Genomic DNA, 12,082 nt, shown 5'->3' with positions numbered 1-12,082 from the left:
GAGGACCTACTGTTTTTATATCTCAAAAGATGGGGATAACAATTATTAAAAGTATGACATATATTAAGTTGATTGGAGTGGAACTTTTTCTATACGACGATTACAACTAAATTTATTTTATTCTCCACTCAAAAATGAAGATAAATAAATTTTTCGTATTTGGGAATAATATCTGAAGCCATGACAATTGAACAGTACATATGATACGCCCTTAAACCTATAAATGATTGAAAAGTGTATGTTGTATTCGTAATTTTTCCAGACGGTCTACCTTGCCTTTTCTTTCTAAACAGATTACAATGAAATTAAGTTAATATACTAGGTTTGAGCGATTGAGAGACCATTAAAAACATATGTACAGTTGTACATGTGCTTTTAATGGTCTCTTTTTTTCGCTTTAAATAAGGAGGAAATTCATTATGAGCACAGCTTCAGCAATACAACGTCAACAAACGATTGAAGAATTACAAAGTAAAGAATACGATTTATTGGTAATCGGTGGTGGGATTACAGGTTGTGGTATCGCACTTGATGCAATTGCTCGTGGACTATCTGTAGCGTTAGTTGAAATGCAAGACTTCGCAGCTGGTACTTCAAGTCGTTCGACAAAATTAGTGCACGGTGGACTTCGCTATTTAAAACAATTTGAAATAAAAGAGGTTGCAGATTTAGGAAAAGAGCGTGCGATCGTTTATGAAAATGGACCGCATGTAACAACTCCTGTTTGGATGCTACTACCATTTCATAAAGGTGGCACATTCGGTAAATTTTCAACGAATATTGGTTTACGTGTCTATGATTTTTTAGCAGGGGTTAAACGTTCTGAACGTCGATATATGTTAAATGCTACAAAAACAATGGAAAAAGAACCTTTAGTCAAAGGTGAGGATTTACGCGGCGGTGGTGTATATGTAGAATATCGTACAGATGATGCACGTCTGACAGTCGAAGTTGCCAAAGCTGCCATTGAAAAAGGTGCTACACTCATTAACTATACAAAGGCAGAAAACTTTTTATACAATGACCAAAAGAAAATTAATGGTATCGTAGCACAAGATTTAATTGCCCATAATACGTTTAATATTCGTGCAAAAAAAGTTGTGAATGCTGCAGGCCCATGGGTAGATGAGGTTCGTAATATTGAAGGGGAACAAAATGGTAAGCACTTAATTTTATCAAAAGGTGTGCACATCGTTTTTGATGAATCTAAATTCCCATTACGTCAAGCAGTCTATTTTGATACCCCTGATGGCCGTATGGTGTTTGCGATTCCTCGAAATGGGAAAACATATGTTGGAACGACAGATACATTTTACGAAGGCGATGCCAAGGAAATGAATATCCAACAAGAAGATCGTGATTATATAATGAAGGCAATTCATTACATGTTTCCAAAAGTTAACGTCACTGATGCAGATATCGAATCAAGCTGGGCAGGCGTTCGTCCATTAATTCATGAGGAAGGTAAAAATCCATCTGAAATTTCTCGTAAGGATGAAGTGTGGGAATCTGCTTCGGGACTTGTGACAATCGCTGGCGGTAAATTAACAGGTTATCGTAAAATGGCTGAAACGGTTTTAAATATGATTGCGCAAGATTTAGAACAACGATTTGGCATTGCATCAAAACCATGTTATACAAAGAATATTCATATTTCTGGTGGAGATGTTGGGGGCTCCCAAAACTTACAAGCCTTCGTGTCAAAACGAACAAAAATGGGTGTTGATATCGGATTATCAGAAGAGGAAGCAAAACATTTAGCACATCATTATGGTTCTAATGTGGATACTGTTTTTGAATATGCTAAAGAAGAACATCCTGTTTTACCACAAGGGCTATATGCTCAGCTACAGTACGGTATTCATCATGAAATGGTTGTTCATCCAAACGACTTTATGATTCGTCGTACAGCGTATATGTTCTTTAATATCGCCCTTGTAATACAATATAAAGAAGCGATATTAGATGAAATGGCAAAACAATTACAATGGTCTACTGAACAACGTACGCAATATGAAAAAGATTTAAATTTAGAAATAACAAGAGCTACAACTGCATTATAATAAAAAGGAAGGTCGTCTTAATGGCGGCCTGACTTTTTGAATAAAGGGGAAATCAAATGAATTTCAATGATCAACAAATTATTCCCGCAGCACGAACAGTAAAGCAATTTGATGAAATATTAAATAGTCGATTCGAATACATTGTTCTATTAGAAGTGCATATTAGTTTGCTCATGTCCATAAAACGAGAAGCAGATCGTAACGGTAAAAAATTAATTATTCATGCAGATTTAATTCATGGCTTAAAAACGGATAACTTTGCAGCAGATTTTTTATGTAATGATATCCGTCCAGCAGGTATAATTTCCACTCGATCTAATATGTTAATAAAAGCAAAATCTCGTGGGATTATTGCCATTCAGCGCGTCTTTTTAATTGATACGATTGCACTTGAAAAAAGCTTTTCAATGATTGAGTCAGCAAAGCCTGATTATATTGAATTATTACCAGGCATCATTCCTTCAATGATTTCAGAAGTACACCAGCGAACAAAAATTCCAGTTATTACAGGTGGACTAGTTCGCACTGTTGAAAGCATAGAGGAAGCGTTATCGGCTGGAGCAATAGCGATTACAACATCAAATAAGAATTTGTGGGAAAATTTCCAAAAATATCGTTGACTATGTATATTATTTTCTCTACAATGTACATAAGTTAAAAAGCGCGTGGTTAGGAAAAGGAACCCACATTTATTCATCTGCATTACAACATGCAGTTTGTTTAAGTGTGGGTTTATTTTTTTACTAAGTGCAATATTACAAAGGGGGGCTTTTTGTATGTCAACATTTACAGCTGAACTTGTCGGCACGATGATTCTTATTTTATTCGGTGGTGGCGTTGTTGCAGGTGTATCACTGCACAAATCGAAAGGTTTTGGCGGTGGATGGGTAGTGATTACATTCGCTTGGGGTCTAGGTGTGGCTATGGCTGCATATGCTGTTGGTGGTATTAGTGGGGCTCATTTAAATCCTGCTTTAACGATCGCGCTTGCTACAATCGGTAATTTCCCGTGGGAAGACGTACCTACTTACATTGCTGCACAATTGATTGGTGCATTTTTAGGTGGGGTACTCGTTTATTTTATGTATTTACCACATTGGAAAGGTACGAAAGATCCGGAAGCGAAACTGGCTGTATTTTCTACGATGCCTGCTATTAAACATCCATTATCAAATTTAATCTCAGAAATGATTGGTACATTTATACTTGTTTTAGGTATTCTAGCATTAGGAACAAATACAATTACGGATGGTTTAAATCCATTTCTAGTTGGTATGCTAATTGTAGTCATTGGGATGGCATTAGGGGGTCCTACTGGTTATGCAATTAACCCTGCACGTGACCTAGGTCCACGTATTGCTCACTTCTTCTTACCAATCCCAGGTAAACGTGACTCAGGGTGGTCATATGCATGGATTCCAGTTGTAGGTCCAATTATTGGTGGTACATTTGGTGCCCTATTTTTCCAACAAATTTTTGAAGGGGAAAATAGTATCGCATTTTGGGTATTTGCTATTATCGTAGTTATTATTTTTATCAGTGCTCAAATGACAGTGAACAATGTTAAAAGTGAAGAGTAAATCAATTATGCCTCGGCATAATTGTAGCTGTCGCTTCGCTTTCACACAGAAACAATGAGTCTGGAATCGGCTTTGTGCTTGCACAAAGAAGACGCTGAAAGAAATTAAAAAATTATTGGAGGTATGACCGATGTCAGAAAAAAAATATATTTTAGCTTTGGACCAAGGTACAACAAGCTCACGTGCTATTTTGTTTGATGAAAAAGGGAGCATTCTCCACGTTGCACAACAAGAATTCCCGCAATATTTCCCACAATCAGGATGGGTTGAACATCATGCAGAAGAAATTTGGTCTTCTATTCTTTCTTGTATCGCTACAGTGCTTTCTGCAAAAAATATTGAATCACATCAAATTGCTGGGATCGGTATTACAAACCAACGCGAAACTACTGTTGTTTGGGATAAACATTCGGGGAAACCAATTTATAATGCGATTGTCTGGCAATCACGTCAAACGAACGCTATTTGTGAGGAATTGAAAGAAAACGGTTACAATGATTTATTCCGTGATAAAACAGGTTTATTAATCGATGCATACTTCTCAGGTACAAAAGTAAAATGGATTTTAGACAATGTTGAAGGTGCTCGTGAAAAAGCAGAAGCAGGCGATTTATTATTCGGTACGATTGATACGTGGTTAATATGGAAGTTAACAGGTGGTAAAGTCCATGTAACAGATTATTCAAATGCTTCTCGTACGTTAATGTACAATATTTATGATTTAAAATGGGATGAAGAAATATTAGACATTTTAGGCGTTCCAGCTTCTATGCTTCCTGAGGTTCGTCCTTCTTCAGAAGTGTATGGATATACGGAGGAAGCGCTGTTCTTTGGTTCTGCTGTCCCAATTGCAGGGGCTGCGGGTGATCAACAAGCTGCTCTATTCGGTCAGGCTTGCTTTGAAGAAGGTATGGTTAAAAACACTTACGGTACGGGCTGCTTTATGTTGATGAATACTGGTGAAAAGGCAGTAAAATCAGAGAATGGTTTATTAACTACGCTTGCATGGGGCTTAAATGGTAAGGTTACTTACGCTTTAGAAGGAAGTATTTTCGTAGCTGGTTCTGCTATTCAATGGTTACGCGACGGCTTACGAATGTTCCGTTCTGCTTCAGAATCTGAGCAATATGCTGCGCGTGTAGAGTCGGCTGACGGCGTTTATGTAGTTCCTGCATTCGTTGGTCTAGGTACACCTTATTGGGATTCAGATGTACGAGGTGCAGTCTTCGGTTTAACGCGCGGTACTTCTAAAGAACATTTTGTACGTGCAACATTAGAATCGTTAGCGTATCAAACAAAAGACGTACTTGGTGCAATGGAAGCGGATGCCAATATTCCACTAACGAAATTACGTGTAGATGGTGGTGCAGTTGCAAACAATTTCTTAATGCAATTCCAATCAGATTTATTAAACGTTCCTGTTGATCGTCCGGTCATTAACGAAACAACAGCTTTGGGTGCTGCATATTTAGCGGGCTTAGCAGTTGGCTTCTGGAAATCACCAGATGAAATTAGTGAGTATTGGAATTTAGATCGCCAATTCACACCTAATATGGATGACTCACATCGTGAAGAAATCTATGCAGGCTGGAAAAAAGCTGTATCAGCTGCTCAAGCATTTAAATAATAGTAGTAACTAGTAAAGATAGCTAAATAGTGATGAAAAAAACCTTGATAGGCAAATTTGAAGCGGATCCGGTTGTTAGACAAAAATCTAACTGGGGTCACTTCAGTCGCCGATCAAGGTTTTGTTTTAGATAAACGATTTAGAGTTGCATTATGAAATGAATTTGGTTAGAGCCAGTTGTTCGCGATTTAACGATTACGGTAATTTTTTAGACTTATTATACCCAATGTCAGAAATGAAATCTCAGAAATATCCCACTTCCAATAGGTCCAATTTGAGATTTGAAAAAAGTCTGATACATTGCATAGATACATATAAGCAATATCGATGATCCTGACATAATTAAAAACCAAGGTTTCTTCATATCTCACCACGCAAACTTCGTTTTGGATAAATTAAATCTTTAAATTAGGCCGTTTTCTAAAAGAGTGTTGCTATTCAACTAACGGTGCAGTTTAGTTCAATAAGCAGTAATGGATTCTGTATATTTTAAATGGTAAAATTAATTAAAATTGGAACTGATGTTCATTTCGTTCGTCCTTATAGTAATTGTAGAAATTAAGGAGGCGGTAAACAATGCTCAGAAAAAAAGGGATATTATCAACATTATTTTCAGTAGTAGGACTTATTTGTGTAGCGTGTTTTTATTACTTTCAACTTAATACTGCTTGGCTATTCTTCGTTGGGGCTATTATGTTCGTCATAGGAATAATATTTAGTGTTCAGAGCTTTAAAAAAAGAGAAAAAGGATTTTGGAAGTATTCCCCTATGATTGTTTTTGGGATTTATGTCATTGGCGTTTCATTGTCAATCGTACTACTTGTGTTTATGGGCGAAACTTGAACTACTCACACTTATAGAAGTGGGAGTTTTCTGTCGGAAAATGATAAAAGGTTATATTATTTTTTTAATTTTCCTCTTAAACTAATGGGGTGCTTTAGTACGGGATTACCATGGTAATCCCCGAAAACGCTGTTTTTGGCTTGGTAGGAGATTCCTACGACCTTTACAAATATTTAGCTTTTATTTTCCAAAATAAGCAGCTATATTTGTTGTCGCTTCGCTCGAGTTTTAAATTAAAAAACAGGAAAGAATTGTTACCAAACGGCGCTTTGGGAACTAATGTTATACTTAAAAGTGTTTCGTGATATTAAAGTTGTTTAATTCATAAAGTCATTTGAAATTACAATGTATTAAGTTGTTCCGCAAACGGGTCATTTAACGGAGTAAGGATTATTTTACTCATGATCGAGATTGGAGAGGGCAGGTGGTTTAATTGTTTAAGGCAGCAGTATACTTGGTACACGGATTGATATTCATATTAGTAACTCTTATTGGTTTAGGCCCAGCATTTAGCGTTGCTGCACCAGACCTAGATCAAACTTATGGGGTTTGGGTTTCAATGATTGTGATTTTTAATATTCTTGTGTTGGTATCTGCTTTTGTACAGTTAAGGATAAAAAAAGTTTGGGTGTTTTTAATATCCACAATAGGCTTGATTGTTCTTTTTATTCTGACTATACAATACATATACCCTAACGTTTTGGATTTGTTTTAGAATGAATAAGGTAACAAATGTTTAATTAACGGGCCGCGATTGTTGAATATGTTTAACTTTTCTTTTTCAACTAATGGAGGATTTAGTGCAACCAGGATTTATAACGTATACATAACTAAACCTAATAACGTTTCTCCAAATGGAAGTTTGGGCACACATTAAAAAGTCATGAATGTTGTTAAATCAACGTTTTGGGCTTTTTGTATGAACATTAATTATGCAGCATTTTATGGAAAGGTATATAAACATAGCTACAATAAGACTTTTCAAAAATTTGCAGAAAATTCTACAGATATGCTATATGAATAAAAACGTGCATATATAGACAATATATAACGCTGTAAATCATTATTTTTTAATCGGTACTTCAATTTAAACTAACAAGAACTTTAGTTGAAGAAGCGTCGCTGTTCTTATTGAACTAACGGAGAAGGTTAGTTCAATAATGGGAGTTTTGTTTTTTTTTTTTTTTTGAAAAAAATGGAAATTCTATTACTTTTAAGCGTAATAAGGTAAAGGAATAGATTAGTTCAATTAAAATTTAGGAGGGGATGAAAATGAGTATCTTTAAAAAAAAGGATTTAAAAGGCATTTTATGGCTTTTCGTTATCGCTTTATTTGGAGTGTCTTTTATAACGTATACCTATAGTTATTTCAATACTAAAGAAATAAATTTACTCATCACTGGCTGTTATGAAAATGGTGGAGAAGTCATATTAGAAATTCGTAATAATCTCACAAGTAATTATTCTTTTGAGTGTAAGCCGAAATAGATTTAATTGTAAATATTCATAGTAACGGAGGAACTTAATTTAATTGAGTTCCTCCATTTCTTATTAAACTAACGGGTGCAAGAGTTAAACAAGATGTTGCTGCGGTAGCATCTTTTTTCTTATTGAGCTAACGGGGCAGGGTAGTTGAATAAGAAATCTGTTGACAATAATTACATTTTTAGATAAAGTATTGAAAAATTCTAAATATATCAAGCGTTGATGAGAAGTAATTAAGAGTTGATTATTTACAGAGAGCTCCTATTTTCTGAAAAGGAGTAATAGTGATAAATCTTAATAAAAAAGACTCTGAGTATCTTACCAATCTAATGAAAAATCAGGGATTGTGAGACGGGTTCAAAGATAGGATATGAACGTACCTGAAGAGGTTGATATGTTGACATATCAACAAACTGAGGTGGTACCACGAAGTTATAACTCTCGTCCTCAAGACGAATGTCTTGGGAGGGATAGTTTTTATATAATTTTTTAGTAATCAAAAATTTAAAAGGGGAAAATGAAATGCATAATCCTTTACTATTAGATATCCCAACACAATTAACAACGGAAAGATTAATTCTTCGTGCTCCAAATCATTCTGGAGATGGAAATATTGTTAACCAAGCAATTAGAGATTCCTTCACTGAATTAAAAGCGTGGATGCCCTTTGCTCAAGAAATTCCTAGTATTGAAGAAACAGAGATTAACCTAAGAAATGCTCATATCAACTTTTTAAAAAGAGAAAGCTTTCGTTTTCTTATCTTTCATAAAAATACTGATGAATTTATTGGAGCAACGAGCTTTCAGGGGATTGATTGGAATATTCCCAAATGTGAAATTGGATACTGGATTAATTCAACTTTTAGTGGCAATGGGTATATGACAGAAGCTATAAATGAGTTAATTAATTTCGGATTAAATCAAATCATATTTAGAAGAATTGAAATTAGGTGTGAATCAACAAATTATAAGAGTCGTTCCATCCCTGAAAAACTCGGATTTAAGTTAGAAGGAATACTAAGGAATGAGGATTTGTCAGCAGATGGATGTCGATTAACAGACACTTGCATTTATTCAATAATAAAATAACTTTGTGAATAAGTTCACTTAAACTATCGGGGGCATTACTTTAATTAGGAGTAGCCTTTTTCTTATTGTACTAACGGGGTAGGATAGTCGAAGAAGGAATTATCAATTCTTAGGAGAACTAATATATTTATTGGGAAAATTAGTAAGATTGTTTTTCGATTGTGCTAACGGAGCAAGTTAGTGAAAGAAGGACTTAGAATATTGTTGCGATATGGTCGCAAAGCAATGGGGGGAGTAGTATGTTTATAGTTAGAACAGCTATTTTATGGATTATTATATCAACTATCATTAATGCATATTTAATGACATTACCCATACCTGTTTTACGAAAAAGAGATTATCCGACTAACTTTCTAATTAAACGAAATAATAGGATAGATATACAAAACAAAAGGGAATGTGCAGCATTTTCAACATCATATGTGTTGCGTCATTTTGGAATGGAGGCCGATGGTGAAGAGTTATATACTAATTTCCCTAGTAAAATGAGATCAGGCAATGTATATCCAAAGGGAATCCGTACGGTGTTAAGAAAAAAGGGATTTAAAACAAGCTATTATAAAGGAAATGTAAATACATTAAAGTCCGAAGTTAGTAAAGGAACTCCCGTAATTGTTTTTATTAAAGTACATAAGAATCGTAATAATTTGCATTTTGTCCTGTCGTAGGGTATGACAAAGAGCATGTCTACCTTTCAGAATCATTAAGGCAACTGGTGAATTGTAATGATGATAACAATGGCTATAATCGAAAAGTTCCTATTGATGAATTTAAGAAATTGTGGAATGTAAAAAATATTAATATGCTTCTTTATAGCAATACTTACATAACCGTAGACGCCATACAGAGCTAATATTAATGACGAAGAATTTTATCCGGATACACGGTTAAATGATACCAAAAATTGATGTGGTCGTCTTATTATTTTTCTGGAACTTTTGTTGAAGATATTTTTACTCTTGCTAGTTGTGCTAACATTTCATATTTTTCTCTCCTCTTTTAATTAAAATGCTATATTACCTTCACTACATTTACAAATTAACTTCAAATCACTTTTTGTCGTAAATTAAGAAAAAATTGATAAAGTTCTTCTATAGCAACGCCTTGAAGCATGTTTATTCCAGACAAACATATAGTGTTATTGAGAATGATGAGTATTGGAATGAAAGGGGATTGCGTGGATAAATCTAAGTCGAATCAGCGCAAAGATTTGGAGGAGAATGCAAAGGATCAGCAGTTAGAGCGGTTTCGTGTCGATAATGAAGGGCAAAAGATGACGACGAATCAGGGGCTAAAAGTTTCGAATGATGAGAATTCGTTGAAGGCTGGAGTTCGTGGGCCAACTATTATGGAGGATTTTCACTTTCGAGAGAAAATAACGCATTTTGATCATGAACGTATTCCTGAGCGTGTTGTACATGCTCGGGGCTTTGCGGCACATGGAGAGTTTGAATTGTATGAATCGATGGGGGAATATACGAAAGCAAGCTTTTTACAGGACCCTAATAAGAAAACACCTGTATTTGTCAGATTTTCAACTGTAGTTGGAAGCTTAGGTTCGATGGATACTGCACGTGATGTTCGTGGTTTTGCGACGAAATTTTACACGGATGAGGGCAATTATGATTTAGTTGGTAATAATATACCGGTCTTTTTTATTCAGGATGCCATTAAGTTTCCTGATTTAATTCATGCGGTAAAGCCTGAACCTCACAATGAAATGCCACAAGCAGCCTCAGCTCACGATACGTTTTGGGATTTTGTGGCGAACAATCAGGAAATTGCGCATATGATTATGTGGCATATGTCTGATCGAGCAATACCTAGAAGTTTTCGCATGATGGAAGGTTTTGGTGTTCATGCTTTTCGTTTCGTCAATGATAAAGGAAAATCGAGGTTTGTAAAATTTCATTGGAAGCCTGTGTTAGGTGTTCATTCACTCATTTGGGATGAAGCGCAAATCATTGCTGGAAAGGATCCAGATTTTCAGCGACGTGATTTATGGGAATCAATTGAGATAGGTAATTATCCAGAATATGAGCTCGGTGTACAAATGCTTGAACCAGAGGACGAATTTAAATTTGATTTTGATATTTTGGATGCAACAAAGCTATGGCCTGAGGAGATAGTGCCAGTTAAAAAGATTGGGAAAATGACCTTGAATCGTAATGTGGATAATGTTTTTGCTGAAACAGAGCAAGTCGCCTTCCACCCTGGAAATGTTGTACCAGGGATAGATTTCACAAATGATCCACTTTTGCAGGGGCGGCTATTTTCTTATTTAGATACACAGTTAATACGTCTAGGGGGACCAAACTTTTCTGAAATACCGATTAACCGATCCATTTGTCCATTTCATAATAATCAGCGCAATGGCTTTAGTCGTCAAACAATTAATATAGGAAAAGTGAGCTATCATAAAAATTCCTTGGCCAATAATACACCATCAACTTCAACGGCAAGGGAAGGTGGCTTTGTCCATTATGAAGAAAAGGTAGAAGGACGAATCACACGAGCACGTAGTAAATCGTTTGATGATCATTTCTCACAGGCAAGGTTGTTTTGGAATAGTATGTCACCTCCTGAAAAACAGCATATCATTGATGCCTTTAGTTTTGAGGTAGGAAAGGTGAAAAGTAAGTCTGTTCGTCAACAGGTTGTCGATATGTTCGTCCGTGTTGATAAAGCAATGGCAACAACTGTGGCCGATAATGTTGGTGTTAATCGTCCAAAAGGAGAGCAAATAAATGTCACGTTATCATCACCTGCACTTAGTCAAGCAAATACTATAAAAATGCCCCAAACACTTAAAGTAGGCGTGCTAATAGGTGATGGATTTGATGCAAATGAAGTTGGAGAAATACTAAAATATTTAACAAGACAGGGAGTTCGATACAGTATTATTTCTGACAGATTAGGGGTTGTTACTAGTAGTGACGGTGTACAGCTAACAGCAAGTGACACATTTATTACTACGGATGCGGTACTATTTGACTCGTTATATGTTGTAGGCGTAAGAGCAAAAAATCAGGCAAAGTTTAATTCACATATTGTAAATTATATCAATGAAGCGTATAGACATTACAAACCGATTGGAATAGCTACATCAGGAACGACATTTTTTAATATGTCTAATGCCAATGTAGGGCCAGGAATGGTGCTAGCAACTGGCGACAAAGATTTCGCTAAAAAATTTGTGAAAGCAATAGCTCAACAACGCTTTTGGGAACGGAATATTTATTAACTAACGTTGTTTTGCAGTATATACCCGCGGGCAGAGAGAATACTCGCGGAAGCAGAGAGAATACTCGCGGAAGCAGGGAGAATACTCGCGGAAGCAGGGAGAATACTCGCGGAAGCAGGGAGAATACTCGCGGAAGCAGAGAGAATACTCG

10 protein-coding genes are annotated in these 12,082 nt (G+C 35.8%); all 10 read left to right on the top strand.

Annotated elements, in window-relative coordinates; translation table 11 throughout:
* The first annotated feature begins 419 nt into the window (after window positions 1–419).
* Window positions 420–2,063, top strand: a complete 1,644-nt coding sequence (locus tag ACMZ42_RS18525) for a glycerol-3-phosphate dehydrogenase/oxidase (protein ID WP_370076830.1) — start codon at window positions 420–422, stop codon at window positions 2,061–2,063.
* Window positions 2,064–2,119: 56 nt separating this feature from the next.
* Window positions 2,120–2,683 carry a glycerol-3-phosphate responsive antiterminator gene (locus ACMZ42_RS18520; RefSeq protein ID WP_370076832.1) on the top strand — a complete coding sequence of 188 codons (564 nt, stop codon included), beginning with the start codon at window positions 2,120–2,122 and terminating at the stop codon, window positions 2,681–2,683.
* Window positions 2,684–2,839: 156 nt separating this feature from the next.
* Entirely contained in the window at window positions 2,840–3,643 is an 804-nt protein-coding gene (locus tag ACMZ42_RS18515; protein ID WP_370076834.1) for an MIP/aquaporin family protein, read from the top strand.
* Window positions 3,644–3,773: 130 nt separating this feature from the next.
* On the top strand, window positions 3,774–5,270 hold the full coding sequence (gene glpK, locus ACMZ42_RS18510) for a glycerol kinase GlpK (RefSeq protein ID WP_415732325.1): 1,497 nt from the start codon (window positions 3,774–3,776) through the stop codon (window positions 5,268–5,270).
* 576 nt (window positions 5,271–5,846) lie between these two features.
* A complete protein-coding gene (locus ACMZ42_RS18505; RefSeq protein WP_370076838.1) occupies window positions 5,847–6,113 on the top strand; it encodes a hypothetical protein in 267 nt (88 codons plus the stop codon).
* 433 nt (window positions 6,114–6,546) lie between these two features.
* The gene (locus ACMZ42_RS18500; protein WP_415732324.1) at window positions 6,547–6,828 is read left to right on the top strand and encodes a hypothetical protein; all 282 of its coding nucleotides are present in this window, start codon (window positions 6,547–6,549) and stop codon (window positions 6,826–6,828) included.
* Window positions 6,829–7,385: 557 nt separating this feature from the next.
* Window positions 7,386–7,601, top strand: a complete 216-nt coding sequence (locus ACMZ42_RS18495; RefSeq protein WP_415732323.1) for a hypothetical protein — start codon at window positions 7,386–7,388, stop codon at window positions 7,599–7,601.
* Between the two features lie 519 nt (window positions 7,602–8,120).
* Entirely contained in the window at window positions 8,121–8,687 is a 567-nt protein-coding gene (locus ACMZ42_RS18490; protein ID WP_415732322.1) for a GNAT family N-acetyltransferase, read from the top strand.
* 239 nt (window positions 8,688–8,926) lie between these two features.
* The gene (locus ACMZ42_RS18485; protein WP_415732321.1) at window positions 8,927–9,355 is read left to right on the top strand and encodes a cysteine peptidase family C39 domain-containing protein; all 429 of its coding nucleotides are present in this window, start codon (window positions 8,927–8,929) and stop codon (window positions 9,353–9,355) included.
* A 494-nt stretch (window positions 9,356–9,849) separates the two neighbouring features.
* Window positions 9,850–11,931 carry a catalase gene (locus ACMZ42_RS18480; protein WP_415732320.1) on the top strand — a complete coding sequence of 694 codons (2,082 nt, stop codon included), beginning with the start codon at window positions 9,850–9,852 and terminating at the stop codon, window positions 11,929–11,931.
* The last annotated feature ends 151 nt before the right edge of the window (window positions 11,932–12,082 follow it).

Origin of the sequence: Lysinibacillus sp. NPDC056185 (assembly GCF_047737915.1) — a bacterium.
GTDB lineage: Bacteria > Bacillota > Bacilli > Bacillales_A > Planococcaceae > Lysinibacillus.
The sequence above is the reverse complement of the archived record's forward strand: the minus strand, read 5'-3'. Positions and strand labels throughout refer to the sequence as shown.

Excerpts from the sequence above, each read along its gene's own strand:
- ACMZ42_RS18485 (WP_415732321.1), top strand. The coding sequence starts at position 8,927 with ATGTTTATAGTTAGAACAGCTATTTTATGGATTATTATATCAACTATC.
- ACMZ42_RS18520 (WP_370076832.1), top strand. The coding sequence starts at position 2,120 with ATGAATTTCAATGATCAACAAATTATTCCCGCAGCACGAACAGTAAAG.
- ACMZ42_RS18515 (WP_370076834.1), top strand. The coding sequence starts at position 2,840 with ATGTCAACATTTACAGCTGAACTTGTCGGCACGATGATTCTTATTTTA.
- ACMZ42_RS18490 (WP_415732322.1), top strand. The coding sequence starts at position 8,121 with ATGCATAATCCTTTACTATTAGATATCCCAACACAATTAACAACGGAA.
- ACMZ42_RS18525 (WP_370076830.1), top strand. The coding sequence starts at position 420 with ATGAGCACAGCTTCAGCAATACAACGTCAACAAACGATTGAAGAATTA.
- glpK (WP_415732325.1), top strand. The coding sequence starts at position 3,774 with ATGTCAGAAAAAAAATATATTTTAGCTTTGGACCAAGGTACAACAAGC.
- ACMZ42_RS18505 (WP_370076838.1), top strand. The coding sequence starts at position 5,847 with ATGCTCAGAAAAAAAGGGATATTATCAACATTATTTTCAGTAGTAGGA.
- ACMZ42_RS18495 (WP_415732323.1), top strand. The coding sequence starts at position 7,386 with ATGAGTATCTTTAAAAAAAAGGATTTAAAAGGCATTTTATGGCTTTTC.
- ACMZ42_RS18480 (WP_415732320.1), top strand. The coding sequence starts at position 9,850 with ATGAAAGGGGATTGCGTGGATAAATCTAAGTCGAATCAGCGCAAAGAT.